General features: G+C 59.9%; 29 protein-coding genes and 4 pseudogenes. 21 read left to right on the forward strand and 12 right to left on the reverse strand.

The features are described 5' to 3' along the window. Positions 1-190: 190 nt before the first annotated feature. The 4 genes and pseudogenes from FJW08_RS20870 to FJW08_RS33310 all read left to right on the forward strand — a co-directional run. Positions 191-597: pseudogene (locus tag FJW08_RS20870) on the forward strand (ABC transporter permease); the annotation flags it as partial. Between the two features lie 23 nt (positions 598-620). Then, positions 621-929: a hypothetical protein gene (locus FJW08_RS20875; RefSeq protein WP_140812108.1), complete on the forward strand. Its 309-nt coding sequence runs from the start codon at positions 621-623 to the stop codon at positions 927-929. After that, positions 920-1,258: a substrate-binding domain-containing protein gene (locus FJW08_RS20880; protein WP_140812109.1), complete on the forward strand. Its 339-nt coding sequence runs from the start codon at positions 920-922 to the stop codon at positions 1,256-1,258. The genes FJW08_RS20875 and FJW08_RS20880 overlap by 10 nt, the downstream gene beginning before the upstream one ends. Further along, a complete protein-coding gene (locus tag FJW08_RS33310) occupies positions 1,191-1,379 on the forward strand; it encodes a substrate-binding domain-containing protein (RefSeq protein ID WP_140812110.1) in 189 nt (62 codons plus the stop codon). Before FJW08_RS20880 ends, FJW08_RS33310 begins: the two co-directional genes overlap by 68 nt. Positions 1,380-1,969: 590 nt before the next feature. On the opposite strand, the gene FJW08_RS20900 is transcribed toward FJW08_RS33310, so the two are convergent. Next, positions 1,970-2,875 (reverse strand): LysR family transcriptional regulator, encoded by a 906-nt coding sequence (locus FJW08_RS20900; protein WP_140812111.1) that lies wholly within the window; start codon positions 2,873-2,875, stop codon positions 1,970-1,972. 162 nt (positions 2,876-3,037) lie between these two features. Between FJW08_RS20900 and FJW08_RS20905 the strand changes: the two genes are divergently transcribed. The 3 genes and pseudogenes from FJW08_RS20905 to FJW08_RS20915 all read left to right on the forward strand — a co-directional run. Continuing rightward, the gene (locus tag FJW08_RS20905) at positions 3,038-4,174 is read left to right on the forward strand and encodes an epoxide hydrolase family protein (protein WP_140812112.1); all 1,137 of its coding nucleotides are present in this window, start codon (positions 3,038-3,040) and stop codon (positions 4,172-4,174) included. Between the two features lie 196 nt (positions 4,175-4,370). Continuing rightward, positions 4,371-5,267, forward strand: a complete 897-nt coding sequence (locus FJW08_RS20910; protein WP_140812113.1) for an alpha/beta hydrolase — start codon at positions 4,371-4,373, stop codon at positions 5,265-5,267. 73 nt (positions 5,268-5,340) lie between these two features. Next, a pseudogene (locus FJW08_RS20915) lies at positions 5,341-5,538 on the forward strand (GntR family transcriptional regulator); the annotation flags it as partial. 388 nt (positions 5,539-5,926) lie between these two features. Here FJW08_RS20915 and FJW08_RS20920 read toward each other — a convergent pair. After that, positions 5,927-6,325: a type II toxin-antitoxin system VapC family toxin gene (locus FJW08_RS20920; protein ID WP_140812115.1), complete on the reverse strand. Its 399-nt coding sequence runs from the start codon at positions 6,323-6,325 to the stop codon at positions 5,927-5,929. After that, entirely contained in the window at positions 6,322-6,588 is a 267-nt protein-coding gene (locus FJW08_RS20925) for an AbrB/MazE/SpoVT family DNA-binding domain-containing protein (RefSeq protein ID WP_140812116.1), read from the reverse strand. The genes FJW08_RS20920 and FJW08_RS20925 overlap by 4 nt, the downstream gene beginning before the upstream one ends. Positions 6,589-7,121: 533 nt before the next feature. On the opposite strand from FJW08_RS20925, the gene FJW08_RS33005 reads away from it, so the two are divergent. The 4 genes from FJW08_RS33005 to FJW08_RS20950 all read left to right on the forward strand — a co-directional run bounded on the left by FJW08_RS33005 (position 7,122) and on the right by FJW08_RS20950 (position 9,127). Beyond that, a complete protein-coding gene (locus tag FJW08_RS33005; protein ID WP_246682463.1) occupies positions 7,122-7,526 on the forward strand; it encodes a hypothetical protein in 405 nt (134 codons plus the stop codon). Between the two features lie 61 nt (positions 7,527-7,587). Beyond that, positions 7,588-8,199: a class I SAM-dependent methyltransferase gene (locus tag FJW08_RS20940; protein ID WP_140812117.1), complete on the forward strand. Its 612-nt coding sequence runs from the start codon at positions 7,588-7,590 to the stop codon at positions 8,197-8,199. A gap of 412 nt (positions 8,200-8,611) precedes the next feature. Next, on the forward strand, positions 8,612-8,890 hold the full coding sequence (locus FJW08_RS32445) for a hypothetical protein (RefSeq protein ID WP_181182992.1): 279 nt from the start codon (positions 8,612-8,614) through the stop codon (positions 8,888-8,890). A 69-nt stretch (positions 8,891-8,959) separates the two neighbouring features. Next, entirely contained in the window at positions 8,960-9,127 is a 168-nt protein-coding gene (locus tag FJW08_RS20950) for a hypothetical protein (RefSeq protein ID WP_181182993.1), read from the forward strand. A 452-nt stretch (positions 9,128-9,579) separates the two neighbouring features. Here the strand turns inward: FJW08_RS20950 and FJW08_RS32450 are convergent, their stop codons facing one another. After that, a complete protein-coding gene (locus FJW08_RS32450) occupies positions 9,580-9,840 on the reverse strand; it encodes a hypothetical protein (RefSeq protein ID WP_181182994.1) in 261 nt (86 codons plus the stop codon). Positions 9,841-9,969: 129 nt separating this feature from the next. Between FJW08_RS32450 and FJW08_RS20955 the strand changes: the two genes are divergently transcribed. Together FJW08_RS20955 and FJW08_RS20960 are read left to right on the forward strand one after the other, a co-directional pair. Further along, positions 9,970-10,293, forward strand: coding sequence for a hypothetical protein (locus FJW08_RS20955; RefSeq protein WP_140812118.1), 324 nt, complete (start codon positions 9,970-9,972; stop codon positions 10,291-10,293). A gap of 304 nt (positions 10,294-10,597) precedes the next feature. Then, entirely contained in the window at positions 10,598-11,179 is a 582-nt protein-coding gene (locus FJW08_RS20960; protein ID WP_181182995.1) for a DUF3624 family protein, read from the forward strand. A gap of 494 nt (positions 11,180-11,673) precedes the next feature. On the opposite strand, the gene FJW08_RS33010 is transcribed toward FJW08_RS20960, so the two are convergent. After that, positions 11,674-13,044: a S53 family peptidase gene (locus FJW08_RS33010; RefSeq protein WP_246682465.1), complete on the reverse strand. Its 1,371-nt coding sequence runs from the start codon at positions 13,042-13,044 to the stop codon at positions 11,674-11,676. Further along, on the reverse strand, positions 13,008-13,862 hold the full coding sequence (locus tag FJW08_RS20965) for a hypothetical protein (RefSeq protein ID WP_246682466.1): 855 nt from the start codon (positions 13,860-13,862) through the stop codon (positions 13,008-13,010). Before FJW08_RS20965 ends, FJW08_RS33010 begins: the two co-directional genes overlap by 37 nt. 827 nt (positions 13,863-14,689) lie before the next feature. Between FJW08_RS20965 and FJW08_RS20970 the strand changes: the two genes are divergently transcribed. The 3 genes and pseudogenes from FJW08_RS20970 to FJW08_RS20985 all read left to right on the forward strand — a co-directional run bounded on the left by FJW08_RS20970 (position 14,690) and on the right by FJW08_RS20985 (position 16,469). Next, positions 14,690-15,142: a hypothetical protein gene (locus tag FJW08_RS20970; RefSeq protein ID WP_140812120.1), complete on the forward strand. Its 453-nt coding sequence runs from the start codon at positions 14,690-14,692 to the stop codon at positions 15,140-15,142. Between the two features lie 631 nt (positions 15,143-15,773). Continuing rightward, positions 15,774-15,979: pseudogene (locus FJW08_RS33015) on the forward strand (hypothetical protein); the annotation flags it as partial. Positions 15,980-16,207: 228 nt separating this feature from the next. Further along, a pseudogene (locus tag FJW08_RS20985) lies at positions 16,208-16,469 on the forward strand (AlpA family transcriptional regulator). 151 nt (positions 16,470-16,620) lie between these two features. Here FJW08_RS20985 and FJW08_RS33020 read toward each other — a convergent pair. The 3 genes from FJW08_RS33020 to FJW08_RS21000 all read right to left on the reverse strand — a co-directional run bounded on the left by FJW08_RS33020 (position 16,621) and on the right by FJW08_RS21000 (position 18,300). Continuing rightward, the gene (locus FJW08_RS33020) at positions 16,621-17,349 is read right to left on the reverse strand and encodes an NAD(P)-binding protein (RefSeq protein WP_246682467.1); all 729 of its coding nucleotides are present in this window, start codon (positions 17,347-17,349) and stop codon (positions 16,621-16,623) included. Positions 17,350-17,358: 9 nt separating this feature from the next. Then, positions 17,359-17,817 (reverse strand): sugar dehydrogenase complex small subunit, encoded by a 459-nt coding sequence (locus FJW08_RS20995; RefSeq protein ID WP_140764079.1) that lies wholly within the window; start codon positions 17,815-17,817, stop codon positions 17,359-17,361. Positions 17,818-17,925: 108 nt separating this feature from the next. Beyond that, entirely contained in the window at positions 17,926-18,300 is a 375-nt protein-coding gene (locus FJW08_RS21000; RefSeq protein ID WP_281408451.1) for a DoxX family protein, read from the reverse strand. Between the two features lie 493 nt (positions 18,301-18,793). Here FJW08_RS21000 and FJW08_RS21005 point away from each other — a divergent pair, with 493 nt between their 5' ends. Beyond that, the gene (locus FJW08_RS21005; RefSeq protein ID WP_140765855.1) at positions 18,794-18,982 is read left to right on the forward strand and encodes a hypothetical protein; all 189 of its coding nucleotides are present in this window, start codon (positions 18,794-18,796) and stop codon (positions 18,980-18,982) included. A gap of 123 nt (positions 18,983-19,105) precedes the next feature. On the opposite strand, the gene FJW08_RS32455 is transcribed toward FJW08_RS21005, so the two are convergent. After that, on the reverse strand, positions 19,106-19,333 hold the full coding sequence (locus FJW08_RS32455) for a hypothetical protein (protein ID WP_181183001.1): 228 nt from the start codon (positions 19,331-19,333) through the stop codon (positions 19,106-19,108). On the opposite strand from FJW08_RS32455, the gene FJW08_RS21015 reads away from it, so the two are divergent. After that, positions 19,326-19,676 (forward strand): hypothetical protein, encoded by a 351-nt coding sequence (locus FJW08_RS21015; RefSeq protein WP_140812122.1) that lies wholly within the window; start codon positions 19,326-19,328, stop codon positions 19,674-19,676. The two genes, FJW08_RS32455 and FJW08_RS21015, sit on opposite strands and share 8 nt — an antisense overlap. A 116-nt stretch (positions 19,677-19,792) precedes the next feature. Here the strand turns inward: FJW08_RS21015 and sbmA are convergent, their stop codons facing one another. After that, the gene (gene sbmA, locus FJW08_RS21020; protein ID WP_140812123.1) at positions 19,793-21,049 is read right to left on the reverse strand and encodes a peptide antibiotic transporter SbmA; all 1,257 of its coding nucleotides are present in this window, start codon (positions 21,047-21,049) and stop codon (positions 19,793-19,795) included. Positions 21,050-21,753: 704 nt separating this feature from the next. Here sbmA and FJW08_RS21025 point away from each other — a divergent pair. From FJW08_RS21025 to FJW08_RS32460, 3 genes are all read left to right on the forward strand, one after another. Then, the gene (locus FJW08_RS21025; protein WP_210241202.1) at positions 21,754-22,458 is read left to right on the forward strand and encodes an SDR family oxidoreductase; all 705 of its coding nucleotides are present in this window, start codon (positions 21,754-21,756) and stop codon (positions 22,456-22,458) included. Between the two features lie 8 nt (positions 22,459-22,466). After that, on the forward strand, positions 22,467-22,682 hold the full coding sequence (locus FJW08_RS21030) for a hypothetical protein (RefSeq protein ID WP_246682469.1): 216 nt from the start codon (positions 22,467-22,469) through the stop codon (positions 22,680-22,682). A gap of 100 nt (positions 22,683-22,782) precedes the next feature. Continuing rightward, positions 22,783-22,956, forward strand: a complete 174-nt coding sequence (locus FJW08_RS32460) for a hypothetical protein (protein WP_181178856.1) — start codon at positions 22,783-22,785, stop codon at positions 22,954-22,956. Between the two features lie 540 nt (positions 22,957-23,496). On the opposite strand, the gene FJW08_RS21040 is transcribed toward FJW08_RS32460, so the two are convergent. Continuing rightward, the gene (locus tag FJW08_RS21040) at positions 23,497-23,706 is read right to left on the reverse strand and encodes a hypothetical protein (RefSeq protein WP_140812124.1); all 210 of its coding nucleotides are present in this window, start codon (positions 23,704-23,706) and stop codon (positions 23,497-23,499) included. Positions 23,707-24,747 lie beyond the last annotated feature (1,041 nt).

The following is a 24,747-nucleotide window of genomic DNA, read 5'->3' on the forward strand; positions in this document are numbered from 1 at the left end:
CGCTCATCAAAATCAGTCCCAACCCGCCGTCTCCCTCGCTCATCGACGAGCAGGGCGACATTCCAACTTTGCGGAATCAAGACATTTCTATTTTGCGGCAATAACAGAAAGTCGCAGAATCTATCTTATGGAACTGATTTATTTCTCTAACCAAAACAAGCGCTTGCGCCCCGACAGCCTCTGCGGTGTCCTGCGCCGCGGCCGGCTCGGCCGGCACGTCACCGCCATCGGTCAAATCCGGAAGTTGCCAGGTACTCGGCCATCCGAGTCCACCGCGTGCGGATCCTGACTTACATGTTCCAAGGGGGCTGCGTGGCCTTGGCCACGATGATCTACGTTCCGCGGCTCGGCGCCGCAACGCCTTCAACCGGTCTCCTGTGGGAACTTGAAGGCATCGCCGCCGTGATCATCGGCGGGACCGCGCTCAAAGGCGGCTTTGGCCGCATTTGGGGGTCGATCGTCGGGGTGCTGATACTCGGCCTGATCGACAACATCCTGAACCTCACGGCGCTCGCCAGTCCATATCTCAACGGTGCGTTCCAGGGGGTTATCATCATCATCGCCGTTTATCTGCAGAAGGGTCGCCGGCAGGCCTGACCCGCCACATAGAGGAGAACACCGTGGAGAAGAGAACATTCCTGAAGGGCGGAGCGATCGCGCTCGCGGTCGGCGCCGTGGGCAGGCCGAAAGTATCCTTGGCGGCGGGCGGAAAGACGATTGGCATTTCTATCCCGGCGGCAACCCATGGCTGGACCGGCGGTCTCAATTTTCAGACCAAGCGCACCGTGGAGCACATGAAGAAGGCCTTCCCCGATATCGAGTTCGTGGTCGCTGCCGCCAACGACGCTTCCAAGCAGGTCAACGACGTCGAGGATCTCGTCGCGCGCGGCATCGACGCGCTGGTGATCCTGCCGTTTGAATGCCCCTGACCGAACCGGTGAAGCAGGCCAAGGCGCAAGGCGTGTTCATAACGACCGTCGATCGCGGCTTGGCGGAAGAAGGCATCGAAGACCTCTATGTCGGCGGCAACAATCCGCAATACGGCGTCATCGCGGGGCAGTATTTCAAGAAGAAGTTTCCCGGCGGCGCCAAGATCGTGGTCATGCGCGGCATCCCGACCACGATCGACAATGTCCGCATCGAAGCCTTTAAAAAAGGAACTGGAGAGTTCGAAGGTCCAAATCCTCGACATGCAATTCGCGAACTGGAATCCGGACAAGGGCTTCGAGGTGATGCAGGACTTCCTGCAGAAATATGACGCCATCGACGGCGTGTGGGCGGGCGACGACGACGCCGCGCTCGGCGCCATGGAGGCGATCAAGCAGGCCAACAGGCCGAAACCGATCGTCGTTCTGGGCGGTTCCGGCATGAACGTATGATCGTCATCGAGGTGGTCGAACGGTGCAGGCAGCCGCGCGGACCGCCGAGCCAAACAGCAACAAACCGGGAGAACGCTCCACGACCCGGCATGCCCCGCCGCAGCACGGGCACGGCGGGCGGAAGTCGACCGGTTCCGCCGGCGGATCGTTCGTGACGGGAGGCGCGACGGTCAGCAGTTGGCGGGCGAGCGCGAGGCTCGTTTTGCGAGAGCCGCCCGCGAGCAGGCCGTAGTGGCGGATGCGATGGAAGCCGCCGGCTGGGAAGTCGCTCGTCACGCGCGAGGCGTCAGTCCCATTTTACCGGTGATCTACCTGAGCGGCGACAGTGCCGCCGTCAGCCCTGGGAGTGCCGAACAGCCTCATGATAGCCAAGCCTTTTGTCATTCCTCAGATCATCACAGAGATAGCAACGTTGCTCAACCAAACACCGGCCGGGCATATTTCTTCCTGAATGAGGTAGGAAGCGAGCGGTCAGGACCGCAATTCCATCCGTGCGCGAGAAGAAGTCTTGGTCCGCGCCGCGAACCTACATCTCGCGATCGGCGAAGTCAGGTTTAGGGACCGGCAAAGGGCATCCTCTATGGCTGACATTAAATGACTAACTTCCGCAAGGCTTCTACCAGATAATCTACGAAACGACGAACGCGAACCGGGGTATGCGATCCGCCCATAAACACCGCATTGATCTCCTCGACGTCACCGGGATTGAACTCTTCCAACAGCGGCACGAGCGCACCGGATCGAATTTGATCCTGAACTGTCTCGGTCCCAACCCGGGTGATGCCGACACCCTCTGCCGCGAGTTGACCGAGCGTTTCGCCATTGTTCGACTCGACACTCCCCTTGATTGTCAGTGAATAGTCGCGGCCGTTTTTGCGGAAGGGCCAAGTGGGTGCAGCGCGTCTAAAATTGAATCCCAGACAATCATGCTCAAGCAGATCTTCCGGAACTTGGGGTGTTCCGCGCCGTGAGAGGTAATTAGGCGAGGCGACGATTACCTTATGGGTCTCACCGAGTTTCCGCGCCGTCAGGGCTCCATCGGAAAGCGGACCGAATCGAACGCCCACGTCCGCTTGCCCTCCGGCAATGTCGACGACGGTATCGGTCAGGCTAACGTCCAGCAAGATGTCGGGATATCGCCGAATGAAGTCGCCGAGAACCGGCACCAGGAACATTCGGCCGTAGAGAATAGAGGTGCTCACGCGCAGCCGCCCGCGCGGTGAACTTTGATTGGAGACCAACTCCTCGGTTTCGCGGAAGTCAGCGAGAATCCTTCGCGCGCCTGACAGATACGTCGCCCCCTCCGGCGTGACAGTGAGAGAACGTGTGGTCCTTAGTAGCAGCCGAACCCCAAGCCGAGTCTCTATCCGATCGATTGCTCGCGAAACCGACGAGGGCACAAGGTTGAGGCGCCGAGCCGCGGCGGAGAAACTCCCGGCATCGACCACGAGTGTGAACAGCTCCAGATCACTGCCCCAATCCGGGGAAAAGCTCATTTGTGCGCTCTATGCAAAGGTCTTCTGCGGAAGCCGGCCCTGTACTTTCGCATTCTATACTCCATCTTTGCAGCGGAAGGATCAATCAGTGTGCAAGTTCTTCCGTATGGAAAACCATTTCCTCGGGCCTTCGCACCGAACACCTGCGATCGGGAGAACGCCATGGTTGCCCCCTACACCATCAACATACCCGAGGAGAGGCTGGCTGCCATCGCGACCAAGATTGCGGGCTACGATTGGAATCAGCTTCCAGACGCGGGCGGATGGTCGGCAGGTGTAGGCATCGAAGACCTGAGGCGGCTCGTCGTCTACTGGCAGAACGATTTCGACTGGCGTGATGTCGAGCGCCGCCTGAACCGCTTGCCGAACTTTACGACCGAAATCCAGGGCGAGCGCATTCACTACCTGCATAAGCGCGGTGACGGCTCGAAGCCGCCCGTTCTACTTCTCCACGGGTGGCCCGGCTCTTACTTGGAGTTCGAGCCACTGCTGGATCCTCTTTCGTCGGACGGACACGATGTAATCGTGCCCTCGCTCCCCGGCTTTGCATTCTCGACCCCGATTACCGAGGTAATTGGCCCGCGTCGGGCCGCTGAGCTCATGCACCAGCTAATGGTTCAGTTGTTCGGGCGAACCCGCTATGTTGTCCAAGGCGGTGACTGGGGCGCGCATATCGCGAGCTGGATCGCCAACGAGCGACCTGACGCGCTGCTCGGCTTCCACATCAACATGGTCAGCATCTTTCCCAAGGACGCGGCGACATCGGCCGAGGAAAGGGATTTTATGGCCCGTCGCGCCGCAATCCTTGATTGGGAAACCGGCTACAATCATGAGCAGGAGACACGTCCGCAAACGCTGGGCGTGGCGATGGCCGACAGTCCCGTGGGCGCGGCCGGGTGGATACTCGAGAAATTCGGCAAGTGGGCGGACCTCCCCAAGCTTGCCGACGGCGGCCCGGACATCTGGAGCAAATTTTCCGAAGAGCAACTACTCACAAACATAATGCTCTATGTCGCACCGCCCTCGGTCGTTACCTCAACTTGGATTTACCACGGCAAGCGGCTCGAAGGATCGGAATGGCTTCCGTCCGGTACGCAAGTGCGAACACCGATGGGTGTCGCGGCATTCCCTGACCCCGTGTTTCTGCCCACCCCTCGCTCGTTCGTAGAGAAGACCTACAACGTCGTTCATTGGACTAATATGCCAAGAGGCGGCCACTTCGCTGCTCTGGAAGAACCGGCGCTGATGTTGGCGGATCTTCGAGCCTTCATCACCAAGGTACTGGGAGAGCGGTCCTGAGTTCGGACCTGCACGCCGACTGTGCAGCAATGGCTCATGCATTCGCACCGGTCCGGCGCAATTCGAAGCTCCTCGTGGTTTGAACTTGTTGAACCCCCCGCGCCCCGATTGATGTGATCGCGCTCTGCCTGGAGACACCAAACCTCGGGCCGACGCTGAGGTGACCGGCCGTCCCCGCATTTCGAAAGGACAGACAATGACTGAGCAACCGGCAAGAATCGCCCAGACGGAAACTCTGCGGATCGCCTACTTCGAGCAGGGCCCGGCCAATGGTTGGCCGGTCATCCTGTCGCACGGCTTCCCATATGACGTGCATGCCTTCGAGCAAGTGGCGCCGATCCTAGCCGGTGCCGGCGCGAGGGTTATTGTCCCCTACGCGCGAGGATTCGGACCGACGAGCTTCATTTCCGCCAATACCATGCGCAATGGGCAACAGGCTGCGCGCGGTCTCGACATCATTCAGCTTGCCGAGGTGCTCGAACTGAACCATCCGATCCTCGCCGGCTTTGATTGGGGCGGCAACGCCTCCTGCGTAGCGGCGGCGCTATGGCCGGAACGCGTCGGCGGGCTCGTCTCCTATGCGGGCTACGACATCATTGACGTGGACGCACAACGCAATCCGGTCTCCGCATCGCTTGAGCGCGTCTTCTGGTATCAACATCTCTTTCAGAGCGAACGCGGGCGAAAGTGCCTGACCGCACATCGGCGCGAATTGTGCAGGCTGCTTTGGCACGAATGGTCACCTGGCTGGGATTTCGCTGAGGCGACATTCGACCGATCGGCGGTGTCCTTCGACAATCCCGACTTCGTTGACGTCGTGATCCATGCCTACCGGTGGATCTTTGGCCTGGAGGAAGGCGACTCGGCGCTGCAGACTCTCGAAGCCCGTCTGGCGCGGAAGCCCCCGATAGCTGTGGCGGCGGTCACGATCGACGGTTCTACCGACCCGCTCAAACCCGGCGGGACCGCGGACCATGCGGGACTGTTCGCCGGGATGCATGAGCACCGCCTCGTGGCTGCGGGACACAACGTACCGCAGCAGGAGCCTGAGCAATTTGCCGATGCGATCATCAAGCTCCGCAGCTGGCTGTGAAGTCCTTGGTATCCAACACCGTGGATTTGCAACGGGCATGCCGAACGGGTGGCGGCGCTGCACATGATCGAAGCTGGAACGGTCCCATGACGGACATCTCCTGACCGATGAGCATGACCTCATGCTCGACGCGATCAGAGAAAAAAACGTCGACCTGGCTGACGAACTGGCGCACGCCCACACGCGCCAGTTCCAGGCCAACTTCATCAACTTCATGCGTGAGAACTATACCACCGACGTCACTCTTGGGCCTCTAGTGGCGGCCAAATAGGGCTCTACACGTTGCGGCCGCGGCCTATGGAGAAGGTATTACCGTGCAACTCCTTGGCCACGGGCGCCAAAGTCCGCGCAACGAACCGGCACGGCCAGGAGCCTCTGCACTATGCTGCCCTCGGCAACGCCCGGGTCGCCGCGATGGACCCGAGTGCACAGACAGCAATGATGTGGAAATCCCCCGTCGCCATCCCGAGATGCATTCCGGGAACCTTCCTCTGCGTCACTGAGGTGACCTGAGATCCACATAACTCTCGCTGAACACTGCATCCTGAAACGGTAGTGGCGGCTTGTTGCCGCAAGACTGTGGCGCATCGCCGCCGCGCTCCGGCTTCACGGGCGGCGCTGATCGAGGTATGGGGCAACCTTTCGCTCGTAGCGTTGATCTACGAAAGCAGCTGAGCGGACGCTCCCCGCGCCGAAATCAGTTTGACCGCCTTTCGGTCGAAGGAAACAAACGTCTCCCCACCAAGCCAACCACCGTCGAAAGCGATGACACCGTCCGCAAAGTCACCGCCAGCTTCAAGTATCATCAGCCCCGCTTCGACCGCAGGGCGGTTGACGACCACATTAGTGGTGTCCAGTAAAGCTCTGATCGCCGCGGCGATATCGTCGCGGGTGGTCTGATACTGCCGCCCCAAAACCCACGCGAACTCGCACAAAGCTTGCGAGCTTACTGCGACGATGTCCGCCTTTGCGAGTAGATCAACGGCTACGGCCGCCTGTCCCTCATCGTCGGCAACATAGGCGCGCAGCAGCACATTCGTATCGGCTGTGATTTTCATGCCTTTCCAGATCCGGCCGCGGTGCCCGCTTCCGCGATTGCTTCGTTGATCTCCTCGATGGTGAGCACTCGGCCGTTTGTCTTGCCCTTCAGGAAGCCATGAAGGTCGCGAAATGATCCCTTTGCCCGCATTGCCTTCAGTTCCGCCCGGCCGTCGGGAAGCAGGTCAAGTTCGATTTTCTCACCCGGCCGGATTCCAAGATGCTGCAACACCTCCTTGCGGAACGTCACCTGACCCCGTGCGGTCACCGTCAGTGTTGTCATATCAGCACCTCCTGTCTTTTCTAATGCGCAGTTAATGCAAAATTGCATTACTGTCAATGGTGGATGCCAGGTCAGCGTCAGGGCGAAAGATTCCGTGGCAACATCTGGCTTGCAAAGTGGGCTGTCATTACGGCGTTCCGGATCGGGCCCCCGCTCGATAGTCGCCTGTCTTCGATTTCGGTGCTACTGATTCCGATCGCCTTCGCCTCCGCAAAAAGCCTCTGGATTGCCTCAGCAACCGAAATCAGTCGGAGCTTGCGAGCCCTGAAACATTGCTCGCGATCCACTGGTCCAGGAAATTGATGCCGCGCGTGCTCATTGCCAGGCCTCCGAAAGCGGATGGCCCGCGCCTGCCCACACCCCCTGGCGCGGGCCGACCAAGGTCCTGGAGGGACGTTGGTCAGCAGCAGTCAAACACCGGCTGCCGGCGATTCAATCAGCTTTAGCTAAAATTGTTCCGAAACTGCAATATGCCTGATGCAACAAAGCTTGGGCCGCCACGTTGCCCACCACACCATCGGATTGAGGCGACGATGACGAAGTATCAGGTCGAAGAGATCTACGGCGAGACGGTCGTGTCATCTGGCACCGTCGTGGAGAACGATCCCATGAAAGCCGCCGAAGCGACGGCGGGTCAAAGGGTCTTGCCGAGGGCACGACAGGATCATTGGTTCCGGGTGGTCGATGAGGACCAGGCCGCCGTATACGAATACAGTTTGGCCGGACCTGACGAGCGTCCAGAAGATTGGACGAAACTCTCCGATCTCGGCTCACCGATCGTGGGGCACGAGCGTGAATCAGATGCCGCCGACGAGCAAGATGTCTACAATTGCCCCATCTGCGGACAGCCGGTCGACATGCACGATCTGCGTCAGGTGATGTGGCACGAGCAGTCGAGGCATGAGCGGCTGAAGCCCGAAGTCGTCAAAGGTCCCTGAAACGCAAAAAGCCCGCCGGCCGGAGCCAGCGGCTCAACGACAGAATGGGTGGGGAAATGAGATGGCGCCAAGGTTCATAGCAAAACAACTTTCCTGGCCGGCTGGTATCGCCGGCTGGCTCATCCGAGAGGGTATGAACCGGGGCAACGCCCGGCTGAACAGCTACGCTCTCGAGCAATTGCAGTTGGTTCCTGAGGATCGAGTGCTGGAAGTCGGTTTCGGCGGCGGCGCAGCAGTGCCGGGCCTTGTCCGTGGTGCGTCATTCGTCTGCGGTGTTGATCGCTCCCCCGATGTGGTGAGCGCCGCCGCTCGCCGGTTTGCCGATGCGGTGCGCGCCGGACGCGCCGAGTTTTACGTCGGAGCGGTTGAAAAGCTGCCCTTGCGGGATGCGACATTCGACAAAGCCCTCAGCGTCCACACAGTATACTTCTGGCAAAGCCTGAAAGCCGGATCTGCTGAGTTGGCACGAGTTCTCAGGCCTGGCGGGCGAATCGTTTTGGGCTTCCTTCCCAAGGCGCATATGGACCGGATGAACATGCCAGCAGATATCTTCACCCCACGTGAGCCGGACGAGATCACAGCTGCTCTGCAAGGTGTCGGGTTCAGCGAGACGGAGGTTCGAAAACCGAACTCGGAGACGGCATGGGCCGTCGCGACAGGTATACGAAACTAAGCTGTCCGCGTGCGGAACGTTGCGGCAACAAAAAGCCCGCCGGCCGGAGCCAGCGGGCAGCTGACAGAGTGGAGGGCCGCCCGGAGTAGACGGCCAGCTCCGGAACCTTTGTCTCTGACGTATGTTCCACTGAGGCCCGCGCCCACCCCGCAAAAGGAGGGCGCGGGCCGGCCAGCGTCGCGAAAAGACCCGGACGCGCCGCCGCCTTCGCCCGAACTTGACTAGTCGAGCTGTTCCCGACCCGAACACTAAAAAGCCCGCCGACCGGAGCCAACGGGCCTGGTAATGCATTCGACGCAATCCGCCTAAGTGACTGGCCCCGACACGACCACGTGACCTCTTAGGCGGCGTCGCCTCCTGGAGGGCGACCGTATCAGCGTTTGAATTGAATTCGTACCGTTAGAAGGCTCTGATGTTCCGCTCCGGTTGGGCACTTCTGGACTCTTCCGAAGCGCTGGACACCTTCCTTGCCACCTCGAGGCCGTCCACGTTCGTCGATTGGGATCGCTATCACCGCTTTGTCGGGGACTGCCGGCGCGCTGATGGCGCCAGCGTGGCCGACTGGATGGTTGAACAAGGGCAGGCCCCGGATTGGCCGCGCTACAGCCGTGGCGCCTACCCACAGCAGCAGGCGACTGTCGAGGCGACCAAGGTAGCCTCTGCAATCAAACGTCCCACCGTACGGCGCTGAAATTCCATTTGTTCAACATCAAACCGTTGCCGCTTACCGGAGTAGCGCCAGTCCTTGTGGGCGGAGGAGTTGGAGGATTTCCCGCTCTACGCCATCCGCAAGGCCTATAAATGGGCGGTGCGCGGCCGTGACAAGCTGCCGTCGTTGGCGAGCTTCATTGGGGACGTGCGGTTAGCGATCGGCACCAACGTGCTAACTCGCAAGCGCCTGCTCGATAACCTGATTGGCCGGTACTAGCGGGCCGCGATTCCGCATGGCGTGCAGAATCTCATCCTCGTCCGTGAGTCCGTTCATGAACAGCTTGAAAATGTGAGCCGCGACTTTCTGGCAGCGGGGGCTGTCAACCGGTATCCGACGCTCCTCGCAGATGGTCTTGTACACACGGGTAAGCATGGCGAGTTCGTCGGACATGACGACTTGGCCAGGAAACAACATGCTTCCTTCTCCTTCGATATGAATTGGATGCCGGACCATGACTCCGCCCGCATCTGGAGTCATTAAGAAATGATAGAGCACCCGAAATTGGTCCGAAATGGTACAGTCCTTTTGGGGAACATTTCTGGAACTGAATGTTCGGAAGGCGGCAATCCCTCCTTTCCTTGACTGCCGCTAAAGAGCCCGCTCCCTGCCCGTCCCTTCCGGGCGAGCGGGCTCTTTTTCCAAGCCGGTGGGCGGCTGAAAAAGACCGTCTAACCCTCTGGCAGAAACGTCACCTTGCCTGCTGGGACGTTTGAGGAGAAGGTCAGAGTAAAAAGCAGTACGTTTGCAGCATCGGTTACATGCATCATCCACGTGTGACCACCTCCAACTAGCTCGCCGCCCAAGTCAGCCAGCATGGTGCCCATTGCTCTAACCGCCTCAGTTCGCGCGGTATGCAAGTCGGGCAATTCCGTCCCCTCTACATCCGGAACCAGGGCGCCATCATCGACGTGAAAGTGATAGCGAGGCATTGAAGATCCTCCTGACTGGAGGCCCAAACTTCGCATTCCTCTTGATGTTCCGCAGGTGTGCGGCCGACCTACCCTTGACTCCTTCGGAACAAATAGGGAACATATTCCTATCGTATTTAGGAGGCTCTAATGCGAGCCCGCCACAAAGGCATCAACTCTGATGGCTACTTGGATCGTTTCTACCCCTACCATGCGGTCATCCCGTGGGAGAACTGCTGCGAAAGGAACTATGACCCTGCCCACAGCCGGGCGCACAAAGTGAACTGCGCCTCGCGCCACGCCTTCATCCGGCGACACAACCGGGAGTACCTGGGCTTCCGGTTCAAGGAGCCGTTCCAGGCAGAGCGGATGGCGCAGGAGTTCGGCGGCGAGACCTATGACACCCTGAACCGGGGCAAAGGCAGCGGATGGGAGAAATGGAGGAAGAAGTCAGCAGCTAAAGTGGCTACATAACAGTGCAAGCTTCAGGAGTTTCGACGTGGCTATGGCAGCCGCCTCAGTCCTTGTACAAAAGCACCTGAGCACGGCGGTGCTGAGATCGAGGTTCAGTTTCTGGATGAGCTCTTTGCTGACGCTTCGGCATGCCACGAACAGTTCGGTGAAAAGCTAGCTCCACCCATGCCATGGGGTCATACGGATGCAATTTGCAAACCCTGTCCCAATTGCACTGTTACCTTGCAAGAGGGCCCTAAACGGCCCACTACTCATCCCGGTTAGGGTGTCATCTGGAGAATTCAAACTTAGGGGGAGAACTTTAATGTCCGGGCAGAACATTCGCAAAGCGACAGCATCCGATGCCTTACCAAGGTTCATGACACGCATCGGCACATGCGGAATTTGTATGCGGCAGGCATTCCTGGCCGCAGCGATAGCTTGGTGCCTTTGGCTGCTGGCATTAATCGCCAGCAGCTCATTCAGTTCTTCCATGCCGATTAGAATACCGCTCGCCTTTGCAGGGCTTTTGACGGGGCTTTGGTTACTGCATGTGGTCGTCTTCGGAATTCGGATTGCGCTTTACACAACCGGAAAAACTGAACCTTCCGGTGGAATGGAAGTCACCGAGGGCAAACTTCCTCCATCCAGAAGAGCATTCTTCCAGATTCTGGCCAAAGCAATAGCCGGAGCAGTGCTAGCGACCGCCATTCCAAGTAGAATTTCTTACGCCTATGGCAATTGCAACGACCCGAATTTTTATCCTTGCAGCATAACTGCTTGCGTTCCCAGCGGATCTGCCAATGCCTGTTGCCCGGAAGGCGCTCAATATCTCAGCCATTGCGACTGCCAATGTTATCAGTCGAGCGCCGATGTGAATTGCGGGTCCTATGCATATTGCCACTAGAGCACAGTCTGACCTGATGGAATCGTGAGGGATCCCTTCGGCGAGAATATCTGATTCATCCTGCGGGCTCGATATGGAGGCCAGCAGGCATGGCTAGAGCCATATCGGAGAATTTGCGTTCGCGAGAGAGCGGCGCGACGCGGGCAATGCCCCCAAGGCGGAGACAATCGCTCCCAGCGGATCGCTGGGGGCGACAGCGAAGCGATGGACATCCCGCTTGGTCCGGCCGGCTTCGTTCAGTGACAGTTCCTTAAGGTCAAAAAGCCGCCTCCTCCGTGAGGAAAAGGATCAAGAGCCCTGGTTCGCCGAAGCCTTTACTTTTTTCAGGACGACGTCGTTGACCGGTGCCGCGAAATCCTACAAATCTCGTTACGCGGCGGACCTCACGGAACCCGCAAGGGCGGCGTGAGGCTCAGGCAACCTCGGTCTCCGGGTCACGCCGCCCTCCACTCCCGCAGTTGTACGCACATGCTCGGCATTAAATGCTTGCAGACTCAAGTAGCCCTCGTTGGTTTTCGGCGTTTGCCACGCGGCGGGTGCACTGGGGGTTTGTTCAGCGCCTCGAACAACGTGCCCAGCTTGCTCGCAATGGGAGTGCCGATACCGGTGCACGGGTCAGGACCGACGCGAGCCCGGAAATAGCCGTTGTCGCCGTGGGTAATGTCGTTGAAGCATGTGTGGTTGAGCCAGAGCTGCGGCGTCACGAGCCCGAGCTTGCGGCCGAAGGCGGCAAACAGGCCAGCATAGAGCGGTGCCACGGCGCTGGTGCCGCCGATCGCTTCTTGTCGGCCGTGGACGAAGACATTGTAGCCCGTATATGGGTCCGCATTGGCCGAGACGTCAGGCACCATGCGGCCCGGTCCGTGCGGTGCCCCGGCCTGCCAGGCCGGCATGGGGTGAAACAGCTCTGAGAAACCGCCCCCCGTCCCCGAGCCATTCGGGTTACCGGGGTCGTCGTTCCAGACTGTCTCTTCGGCATTGCCGTCGTGAGGCTTCATGGTGCCGCCGCAGCCCACCACGAACGGGCAGGAGGACGGCAGATCGACATTGGCCGGGTCCGTCCCGCCGTCAGAGGAATCATTGTCGCCCGAAGCCGCGAAGACGATCATGCCCGCCTTGGCGGCGGCCCCCGCCGCCGTGCTCAGTCTGCCGGGATAGTCGGCGCCCGCCATCGCGGCCGCCGCCTTCCAGTTGGCCTCATCGGAGCCCCAGGAGATCGAACAGACGTCGCAGCCGTCGGCCGCCGCGGCGGTGATGGCGGTCGCCATCGCGCCCCAGTCGGTGGCGTCTGCCCAGTAGATTCGGATGCTTGCCGCTTCGCCGGTGGCGACGGAATAGGCAGCGGCGGCGACTTCGATGTCGAGCGCAACCTCACGGTCGGGGTCGGCGGCAGGGTTGCCCGAGTGCTTATTGGGATCGTTGCGGCCGGATCCAATCGGCACGTCGACGATAGTCGGCACTGGCAGGCCCGTCGAGCGGAAATAGGCGTCGATATCCTTCTGCACCCACCCGCCGCTGAACTCGATGATGGCGATCACGCCGCCGCCGGCGAGGCCGGTCGGCCAGGAATAGGCCCGACACAGATCCGGCACGTTCCAGGGCTCCGCCCCTGCCGCGGCCGGGCGGAAGGCGACATTGCCGATGCCAGGCAGCTTGAAATAGGGCCGGACGATGTTGGGCACCAAATGCGACAGCTCTGCCCTGGCGCGCAGGCGCGCGCGGCGTGTGCCCACGGCACGGTCATACATGGCCGCGAGATCGGCTTTCATCGCCGTTCGCGAAGCGCCGTCCAGATAGATCATATGCCCCGAGGGGTAGTTCCTGATCGTCAGATTACCGCGCACCTGAGGGTTGTTGAGCGGCATAGCGCCTGGCGGTCCGGCTTCTGGACCGCGCCTGTCGGGTCCGTGTGGCTGAAGTCCCAGAACTGGAAGGCCTGATCGTTGAGGTCGACGAAGTTCGAGGTCGCCGTGAACTTGAGGTCGTTGTTGAGATAGCTGTTCCACATGGTGGTGTAGACGCCGCCCACGGCCACCATGGTGGGATCGTTCATACCGCCGTCAGGCGAAACGATGGCCGCGATCCCCGTGTCGATGCCAGTCACCCGCCCGTCATAGGCGAGATAACGCTTGATGAACTGCTTGATCGAGACGGCGTCTTGGTCGACGCCCCAGAAATCCCGGTTTTTAAAAGGTGCGATAGCAGCGGAATAGCCGGTGCCAACCGGGTTGATATAAACCAGATCACTGCGGTCGATCAGGCTGTCGGGATTGTCTTCCATGGCGTAGGGCGGCGGTGGCGTGAAACCCGGCATGCTGGTCCTGATGCGCCTGGGGGCGAAGGAACCGAGCAGCAGGAAGACCGACGATGAGCCTGGCCCGCCATTGTAGAAGAAAGTCACCGGACGGGTAGTGGCGTCCATTCCGTCCGCCGTGAAGGCCACATAGAAGAACTTCGCGGCCGGCTTCGAGCTCGACGGATCGACTGTGACGAGATGGCCGGCGGTGGCGGTGTAGGGAATGGAAATCCCGTTCACGATAGCCACGTGGTGGGTGATGGCGGCGTTCTCGGTCGCATCGGAAAGCCCGTCGTCCGGCCCGGACCCGTAGGCAGTGGTGTCGAGGAACGGCTGGTCTGGTTGAGGCTGGCCAATACCCAAGCCGTCGTTGATCATCTTCGCCATCGCCGGCCTCCAGAACCTCGAGTTCACACCAACCGATATCGCTCGGCTCCCTCCCTGGATAAATCTCTTTCTACTCAATTTTATTAGATTCTTCTTATATACTTCCGATTATGGCAATAGACCTCCTTACTGTACGCCTGTTGAGCTGGGTCGACAACTTCTGAGCACGGCCGGTGCCATTTTCGATACTGGCCAGATCTCTGTGGCCGCGATTTTGGCCCAACGCTGTTGACGAACGCGCGGCCGATGCTTTGTACGAAGAGAAAATAGTGTCGTGGTTCCCCCTGGTGGTGCCCGGGTTACCCACACGGCATGCTGACGACGCATGCGGACGTGATCAACCGCGACTTGCTGGCTTTTATCAAGAGCAGACCGGACCTTTGAGGCGCATTCACGTTCAAACAAGGACGTGGCGAAATTTGGCTCGCCGCGAACCCAGGCGGCCGTGCAACGCCAGGCGGCGGGTGCACGGCTTCCTGGTCTCGATCATAAGCGGAGGATGGCGTCGTCATCTGGTGACGGGCGGATTCGGAAGCGACCAAACCGATCCGCGCCAGGGTAATCTTGCCCGGCACGACCACCTCGGAACTGGCCGACACGCAAGCGTCGAAAATCTCGGATGGCGCGACCGGTATGAGGAATCCGGTCCCTGCTCCAAAGGAGGTCGCCCCATTCGGGTGACTATCTATGTGTCGAATCGCGCCTTGGCGAATCCTGCTCTCGGAAATTTCTCTGTGCTGGCTCTTCACGAATTTTCTCTGGAACTTCCCCTGCGACGCCCCGTTGGCTCCCTAGGGAATCACGATGTAACCAAAGGAGAATTCGTCATGATGAAGAAATTCCTCGCGGCTTCCGTACTCACCATTACGCTCGCAACCTCGGGCGTAATGGCGCAATCAATCGGGGCGAGCGGCGGCGCGAACGCGTCGGGCGGCGTGTCCGGTGGCGTATCGGGTAGCAGTACAGGCGCCGTATCCGGCGGCGCCTCGGGCGGCGGCTCCGGAAACGTGTCTGGCAGCACTTCAGGGAGCGGCAGCGGCACTGTGTCGGGCAACGGGACGTCTGGCAACGGCACGGGTACTACGACAGGCAGCTCTTCCGGCGATACAAGCGCCGGCGGAACGGCGACTGGCACGACGGATGCCGGCACCACGAATTCTGTCACTCAGACGCCCTCGAACGGCATGGAGGATCGCTGCAAGGACAGCGGCGCCAATGACACCGACAACAACACGCCGAGCGGCGCCATCACCTCCAACATGCAGAACTGCAACAAGTAGCAGCTACTGCACAGAGCCTACAAAAAAGCCCCGGCGGCCTCTGCCGTCGGGGCATATCCGTCCGACGCGATAACACATGAAACGAACGTTGCGACCGAAGTCGGACGTTCCCAGGCATTGGTCCCATAGCCGAAACATATACCCAGCTATTTCATTTGACATCACAGACTACCGAACATCGTCCCTTCATCGCCTGTTTCGATGTAGACTGAAACACCCGCCGCATCCTCGTCATCGTTGTCTTTGTTGCCGCCCAGCCGCTTTGGCCAGATCACTCTAAGGACAGATGGTGATCCTTCTGCCGGCCGACGCGATCACAACGGGATCGATCAAAGCTACCACGCATCCTCATCGGCGCGCCGCGGAGCTAGCGTCTTTTGGCGGGTAGTCAAAGATCTCGGAATCGCCGCCATCGCGGCGATGGATTGAGGTGATAGAGCTGTTACATATGTCGTGTTGGCGGTCGCGATAGTTCTGTGCTGATTGCCCTCCGGGATTAGCTGGCCGGGGCTGAGTCACGCGGAAGTTGCCCACTTGGCAGCGGGACACTTAATCATAGTGCAGCAATCCGCTTAGGGCCATAAAGAACAGCACCGCCGCGGCCAGTCAAGCATGGCGAGGTGCATAGTCCGCGACGATGCACCGTGAGATCGCGTGCGGCAATGGCGAACGCCATAATCGCCAATCCCTCTTTGGCGCTAGACGCCATCACGCATCAGCAATCGACCTTTACGCGCCGCGACATGGCACCGCCACAGCGATGGTCTCGACCAGTTCAACGCGGTGATGGGCGCGATACGCATCGCGCCCGATCCCGTCGAACTGGGCAAGGACGGGTTGGCGCCACGGCTGGCGGAGAGCTGGGCATAGCGTTCGAATCAGGCCGCCGGCTCGGCCAGGAATTGGCCTTCACCCACGGCATCGACTTTGGGAGAGGCCGGGGCATCGGAATTTGATCCATCCTATTTTCCGCCGTCTGCACGCCCCAGTGCGATGACACGTAAAAATGCTGCCCCTGTCTGGATCAGCAGCAGTTAGAAACAACCAGCAGGAGACAGCGCGGTCATGCGCGAACCAGACCGTATCATCCGCTTGAAAACCGTTCTTTCCCGGACCGGTCTTTCTCGGTCCACCATCTATCGCAAAATCGCGGAAGGCACGTTCCCACGTCAGATCCAGATCAGCGTCCACGGGACCGGTTGGCATGAATCTGACATCAGTCGCTGGATCCACTGATCCCGTTTTATGGCGTCCGAAAGTCAGGTTCGAAGACTTTACCCACTCTGTGGAAGGTCTTCATGCCCATGATGCCGGGGACGACAGGTAGGCTTTGTCGTGCCCACTGACGTGTAGCTGACGCATTGGCTGTGTGGCGATTTCCCTCGACAACAGTCGATCAGTTTTGTCGGAGCAGCGTGTCGCGGACGATAGACGACAGCGCTTCGCCTGCCATGCCTCGTCTTGCCCCTTTCGACCTTCTATACTCCGAGGACCGCTTTCACCCGCTCACGCGTATAGGGAAGGTCGTGGATGCGCTTTCCCGTTGCATGCCGGAACGCATTGGCGATCGCGCCGGCTGTTGGCCCTTGCGCTGCTTCCGCCACGCCAAGATAGGGCGACCCCGGATTGCCGACGACGTGCACTTCGAGGCTGTCCGGTACGGCGCTGAAGCGCGGCAGGCGGCGCATGGCATAGGGTTCGGCCACAGACTCCATCGGAAACGGCTTGTTGCGCGGCGAACCGGTGTTGGGCGCACCCGAAACGCCCATGATCTCCTCCGCCTCCTGGTAGAATGGTTCGAGGTCGTCGTAGCTCATCGGCCAGTCGACGCCGACACCATAGAGGCTCTTGATCCTGAAATCGTTGCGTACGTTGCGCCAGGCATGCGCCGCCCAATGCCACGTCGTGCCGCCGACCTGCCTGATGTACTCGGCCGCGTAGGGATATGGCCCGGCCTGGATGAGATGGTTGTTCGGCTCAGGTTGGTAAACCGGGTGCGGCGCCCAGGAGGCGGGCGGATATGGCGACATCCAGTCGCTGCGGCGGGTGGAGTTGCGGAAGCGCGCCACCAGTTCGCCGCGGGTGACGCGGGGGCCCGCTTCGAGGATGATCACCGACGCACCCGCGAGCGCCAGCTTGTGCGCCACCAGTGAACCGATGATCCCCGAGCCGACGACGATAAAATCCGCTGACAGGATGTCGGCCATCATATTCCCTCAGATCGGTTTTCTGATCCAGCTGCCATAGGCCCCATAGGCGTAGGTCGGCGGCTTCAACACATCGGCAACTGCCTGCGCGTTGAGTGCCGTCTCAAAAGCGAGACAGCGCGCCTTCGCGCCGTCGCCGACGATGCCCATGTACCAGGCCGTCACGATCCGCCAGGGCACAAGCTTGAGCGGCGAATTTTCGTCGTTGAGAATCTTCTGCAACTGCATGGGATCGATCTTGCGCTGCTCGATTGTGTCGAGCAGCGCCTTGGCGGCCGCCGGAAACCCGGGCTCGTCGGCGACAAGCGCTGCGTATAAGCGTCGGGCTTGCGCCTGATCGAGCGACTGGCGGCCGACCAGAATGGCGGAAACCGCCAGGAAAGCACCGCTATCCGCATCGGTCTCCTCCTGGGCCAATGCCCAAGGTATCAAAGAGGCCGTATAGGCTGAAACCAGCCCAAACAGCATCAGTCGCCGGCTAGGATTCGGTGGATCGATTGAATCGGCAAGCCTTTCCACGACCTGTCCTCGCTAAGCGCAACGCACAATCGCTGCTTTGACTATCGCCTCAAATCGTCAAAACCCGAAATAAGGCGATGCGACCAGCGTGGCTGCTCCGTCGCCCAGAAGAAACACTGCAAAAAGAGCCGCAGCCCAGAACGCCGGATATTCCCAGCCGCCGTCGGTGTTGCTGAACAGCCATCCCTTTTTGCCGTGCACGGTGACGATGGTGCCAAGGATGAGCGGCACCAAAAGCAGGGCGACATAGCGCGGATAAATGCCCAGGATGAGACAGGCCGCGCCACCCAGTTCCGCCACGATCGTCACATAGGCCAGCCAGCCGGGCAGCCCAAGCGACTTGAAAAAGGCAACGGTGCCGGGAATGGTGAAAACCCTGACTTTGAGCATCGCGTGGGCGATGAACATCGCGCCGAGGCAAAGCCGTAGCAGAAGGTCCCGCTACCTGATCGATCATGGGCTTCCCCCCGGTCACGGCAATGCCAGACGACCGACGCGCTGAGTGCCCTCCAGCCTACGCTGGCCCTGTCGGGAGTCAATGCCGCAAGGGTAGTTGCTGGGTAGTTGCCTGACGGACTGCAAGATCACGTCGTTCGGGACCGGTTATGCGGCCCGAGATGAAGCGCAACATGCCATGCATGGTTGCGTTGGCATCGCGTCGGGAATGAAACGGCATCCAGACACGATTTTGACGGTTAACGAGCTGCGCCTTGGTTAAACGGCGTCACGCCCGAAATTCCGTTGGCATGAGGCGACGCCGTTGGCGTGCCGCGCAACGGAGCGGCGGCAATCTGTTCTTAGCCTTGCTGATTTTCCGGTGCCAAGGACTGATGTGCATCTGAACGAGAGATTTCAAGTATGACCACGCTCGACTTGCACGGAGCTTGGTGGTTTGGTGTCTGGCTGAAGCGGCGAGGAACGGGACATGGGAAGGCTCGGTCGATTCATACTCTGGCTGTTTATCGCGCCGGGCGACATTATCTCGGATCGACTTGGCGTCACCAAGGAGCAAAACCGCGACCTTGTTCGCATGCTTTTTAATTCGCTCTTCTGGATATTGATTGTCATCATCGGCTTGGCAATCTGGACATCACGAATGTCAGCGTTCCAATAACTAGGCCACCGTTTGATTCAGAGAATGGCGGCAGGCCGAGATAACGCAAGAACACCGGCCAGAACGAGTTTGATCGAGCCCGCAATATTGCGCTTGGTGTTTGACTTCAGCTCAGCGGCGTCTTCAAAGGAAAGTCGCGACGCCCCTTTCCGGCAACTTTGTCATCGCGATGAACGAGGCCAGTCCGACGGTAATTGCCGGCAGCAGGATGTGCCAGCCAATCAGCCAGGCAAATTTCAGCCGCGACAGGAATGCACGATCTCCATTGCTCGCCTCCTCAAATTCGCCGAGAGGGAAATCTGGCTGTGCAAAGCAATGGCAATTAGAGCACTTGCTAAACGCTGTGGTCATCGACATCTTTCTCGAGCGCATGTCCAGCCTCTTCAAGGCTGTAAACAAGGCGAGGCGGCAGGCACAGCGGGAAGCGAACCGCGAACGCCTCGGGGCAATGATCATGCGCTATTACAGAATCTTCATCCGCGATCACAAGAGCAGCGGGACTTGCGAGCAGGGTGCCGAGATCCTCGAGGAGATCCAGAGTCAGCTCGACGACACGCCGCAGTCCGACGACGTCCGCATCCGCATCCAGCTCAAGGCAGAGCGCACGAAAGCGCCCGACCCTGACGTGACTCCTAAACCGGAGACCACACAGGCAGCCTCTTCGGCGCGCCTTTCTGGATTCTGTCCCTGCTGACGGGCGTCTTCCTGAACAAGGGGCCGAAGCAGATCCGGTACATGCTGAAGCAGCGGGAGATCGATCCGAACTCCTTGACGTCGCAGCAGATCAACGGTGATGGTCACTAGCCGAGGTCACCAGGGAGTCTCGAGAGGATCCTCGCGGAAGCGCCGGTCAATCTTGGGCAGGCGTTCGCCCCGGATATTGGCATCAAGGCCGCGCAGGCGCTTGTAGATGGACAAGAGTTCCACGATCACCGTCCACGAATTGATCAGAAACTGCATAGACGTACGTACCTGCAGGAAGGCGTTCAGAATCTGGTTCATGGCACCTAGCGTGATTTTGCCAGCCACAATATTTGGTCCCAGTACGACGTAGGGGAAGATGTTATCTACCTGTAAATAAGTCAGTCGAACCACATTGAAGTAAACGTAGTTGAGATAAAGTCGAAAGTAATTGCGCCGGATGTGCGAGAAGAGTTCCGCGATCGTCGCCGGCTGCGCCCGCTCGGCGCTATCCTCGCCATGAACAAGCTCCTTGCGGTAGGCCGCCTCAACCCTCTGGTTACGAAATTGTAGCGCCGGCAAGCGGATGCCGACGAGAGCGAGCAAACCCGTTCCGAAAATAGACCAGACGACAACGGCGACGACGAGTGCATAAGGCACGTGCCCAATGAGCGGCAGTTCGGTCACATCGGCGGAGAGGCGGAGCAGGACGGGCAGGAAGGCGATTAACGTCATGACCGACTCGATGAAATTGATGCCCAGGCTTTCTATTGTCGAGGCGAAGCGCATTGTGTCGTCTTGCACGCGCTGCGAGGCACCTTCGGTGGTGCGCAGCCGGCTCCAATGCGCCATGTAGTAGCTGTTCATGGCCGTACGCCAGCGGAAGATGTAGTGACTAGCGAGGAAGCGCGTCAGCACGCCGACGCCGACACCGACGCCGACGATGCCCGCGAGCCCGCCGATCTTTGTGTAGAACTCGGCCAAAGTGACAGGCGCCGATCTGGACAAGGCGGCCTCGATCAGATTGTAAAAAGGTCCGTACCAATTGTTGATCGCGACGCTGGCCTCAACCTGAATGTAGTTGGTGAAAATGATGAGGGCGGAACCGAGAATGGACCAGAGCGCCCAAGGGTGCGGCGCCATAAACATCCAGAATGCCGCGAATATGCCTAATGCGATCGCGAAATAGATATCAAACCAAAGAAATGGCCCGGACCAGAAATACGAGGCATCGACCCGCGGCATCGTCCCGGGCGGAAGCGGCGGCAGGCCTATAGACGCGCCCGCGTCCTTGCCGACGACATACCACAGCGTCATGGCGAGGACGGTCCACAAAAAAGCTGAGAGGAAGAACAGGCGCGGCCTGGGAAAGAACGATACGAACACGAGAGGCTCTCCTTCAACTACGCAACGCGAAAGCGCCATCTGACGCAGGCGCACAAAGCTCCCGAAGGGCTATTTGGGATGACTTGACAAGTGGCGGAGCCAGGGTGAGATCGAGCGACGGCCGACCACCCGATCCGACAAAACCGCCTTCAGCTTGCGCTTCACTCCGGGATTGGTTTGCTTCAGGCTGCCGGACATGTCGTTCAGCGAGTTCGCGCGCCATTCTATGGACTTCTGCCTGCAGTCTGAGGACCTGCCCCATCCGGATAGCCACGTCTATTACATGGACGGCAGGGTTCCTCTTGGCCGTCGGCATTGGTCACCAGCTTCACATTGTCGTGTTTTCGCCAGCATTGGATCGATGTAGATTACCTGCGCGTGGGCCGACTTGGTACCTGCCGTCGACCAAGGCAGCCTGCGCGCTCCAGTCAGCCTCCTCGCCCGGTAGATAATCGTTCGAGGATCAGGCGCTTTCCAGTTGGCGCGGGCGCATAGGCGAACGAAGCACAGCCTAGGCAGCTGCCGATGGCGATCAAATGATAGTGTTCAAGCAACCCATCCTCCCGGCGGCAAGGCGGCGCTCAGCGCTGTCCATCCCTAAACGGCGCACGACGCCAATGTTTCCGCCGTGGCCCATTTTCGCCATTCGGCCCGGAACAACACTCCGAACCCGTCGTTAGATGGCCATATCCAGGAGAAGATGTATGGCCAAGGTGGTGGTGATCACAGGTGCCGGCGCGGGCGCCGGTCGCGCCACCGTCGAGGAGTTTGCTCGAGAGGGCTTCGATGTCGGCCTGCTTTCGCGTGATGCCGCGCGGCTTGAGCGGGCAGCCAATGATGTGCGGCGGTACGGCGTAAACGCGCTGCCGATTCCGACGGATGTCGCCGATCCTGCCGCGGTTGAGGCGGCCGCGGATCGGGTCGAAGCGGAGCTTGGTCCAATCGACATTTGGGTCAATGTCGCGATGGCGACGATATTTTCCCCCGTCGCCAAGCTGACTGCCGAAGAGGTCGAGCGCGGCACCAAGGTGACTTACCTCGGACAGGTACATGGTATGATGGCGGCGCTGAAGAGAATGCGCGTGCGCAATCGCGGAACCATCGTCAACGTCGGGTCGGCGCTGGCCTATCGTTCCGTGCCGCTGCAATCGGTTTACTGCGGCGCCAAAGCAGCGATCAGGGGGTTTACCGACAGTCTGCGTTCCGAGATCATCCACGACAAGCTCGATGTACACCTGACGATGGTCGACCTGCCTGCGGTCAATACGCCGCAATTCGACTGGGCGCTCAACAAGATGGGGCGCAAGGCCAAGCCGGTCGCCCCGATCTTCGAGTTCCTCGTTCGCCTCACCAGGCGCGGATCCTGCAGGCTGTCCGTGAAGCCCGTGGCGCGGACTCCGCGCAGCTGATCGATCACATGAAGAAGGACATCGTGGCGCGTGAAGCCGCCCGTCTTCTCGAAGGATCGAACTGGCTGCCCGAGCCGCTGCGCCTCGACGTCGACGAAGTGGCTGACGATACCGGCGACGCCGTCGCCGGCGAGCTGCCGGACGAGGCGGCGCTCGATGGCGATGCCGCCGAACTGCCAGCCTTCTCGCCGAGGGTGCGGGTGCGTCCTCCGATGAGCCGGTGACCATCGACGACAGCGACGAGACGGACCACCTCCAGGCTGCCGAATAGGCCCTCCCGTTCCGCACCAGGCCCGGCACATCAGCCAGGCCCCCGAAATCGACATGGTCCGCGTGCTGCAGGCCCTCGGCGACAGCCCGGAGCTTCCGCATCTGGCCGAAAACAGCGAGGCGGCCGAGCACTGGCTTGCCGGCAACTCCTGCGGCCGCGCCTATCTCGATGAGGTCTCCGCCGACGAGATCGGCGCCGATGTCATCGAGGGGCGCGCGGCCGCCTGATCGTTTCACCGGATAAAACCAACCGATGATGGGCCTGGGGTCGCGAGCGATCGCCGGGCCTGTTTCGTTTCATGGAGGCCGACATGTTCGACTGGAACAGAAGTTGCTCCTATGACGAGCAGCATAAGAGACGTTTTCACACGACAGCTCGTTAAAAGCTGAAGAAACTTGCCGCCGAACTTGCGCTTCCGCTGGGCAGCTATGATCTGCGCTCAAACAAGGCGGGCATAGCCGTCTCCGGTGAAATCACCTGCACTCCTTGATAGGGACCAATGGGACACCCCTTCGCCTCGCCGTGTCCTTCCCTGCATGCCGCTACATTCCGAAGTCTGGTGTGAGCAACAGTTCGGCTCGGTCAACGTGACAGTGATAATCAATGGCACTAAGATGACCGACCCCATCACTGGTCGCAACCGTGAGGAAGTGGCCGGAATCGTTACGTCTGCAATGGCAAGTTTAAGTTTGACGGCGAGAGCCGCTAAAGGTTTTCCGCTCGTCCCGTGCTCAGCTACCAGCACGGGCCAACGCTGCTGTGGCCGGCTATCTGCCAGGCTCGGAAACCAGAACAATGCCAGCGGCCAAGCTCTCCTCTTCGAGGACATCTGTCACATCACCGACGCTGGCTTCCGCATCTGGGTGAGCCATCGCCAGTTCCTTTGCCTTGGATTGCAGGTCAAACGAAAACTGCCGACGCTTCTTTGCCGCTGCTACCGCGTCTGCAATATCGACTGCCAAGGTGAGTGCGGGCATTTGATTTCTCCCCAAGTGCCGCAGCGTCTACCCCAAATATGGCAGACATTCGACCAAGCCGACATTTACGCGGATGGGGCGTCCCAGCCCGCGCTGCATTAGCGGAGACGAGCAGACTAGAGCGTTGGTGTGGAACGCAAGCAGGGGCGCCCCACGGCAGCCGCCTGAGGGGAAGGACGGCGGCTGATCCTGCGGCAAGAGAGCGGGGCTGAGGGCGGTTTGCACCGTGCAACGTAAGTCGCGCATGCCGCACGCATCCGTTGCTTGCTCTCGCGCAATCCCCAACTCTGCTTCGCTAGTTGGTGCCGATACGGGAGCGGCCCGGTAGCCGTCGGGTTTGGGGTGTGCCAGCGGACCTAATCGGCGGGGGCTCGGAAACGAAACACGGCACCGGCTGACGACAAATATACGCCCCTGCCTGAATGATCGGCAGGCATCCATAAGGACGAAGCTGGGGTAGCACAAAGGCAGGGTGTGCCGGAAGTACCAGAGCTGCTAATTGCCGCGGGGTCTGCCTCTCGATCCCGGAGCGCTATCACGCGGATTCGCGCCGAATCTGGCAGTACGCGGATCTCGTAGCCACAGAGACTTCCTTTCCAGTATCTCATCGCGGCCGAGATCAACGGCCGATCGGCCTTTCGCCGCGGCGATCAAATAGTCGGCTCTGTTCGTTCGAAAGTCGCCTTTTTGGACAGACATCGTTTTCCTCCCGGGTCCGCAGCTTTCCCACCCTTAGCCTGGACGGAGACACTAGCTGCCGATGCATCGCGGGAGTCTACAAATTTACGATTGTGTTAAAATGATACACTTCCACACCCGAGCCTCAACACGCCGTCCCGCCACACCTGATCAGGATTGGGATTAACGGCTGCGGCCAGTAAGGATTGTCAATCCGCCGAAACGCTTCCCCGTTGTTGGATGCCATTTTGCCGGGCGGCATCCGGCCCGGTCTGCATCGACGAATTAAACGCCGTTAGAAGCTGGAATCGCCGTTATTGAGGGAGACAGCTGGTGGGATCCCTGCCCATTTTGCACAAGCTC

The sequence above is a fragment of the Mesorhizobium sp. B3-2-1 genome, from assembly GCF_006439515.1.
Lineage (GTDB): Bacteria > Pseudomonadota > Alphaproteobacteria > Rhizobiales > Rhizobiaceae > Mesorhizobium.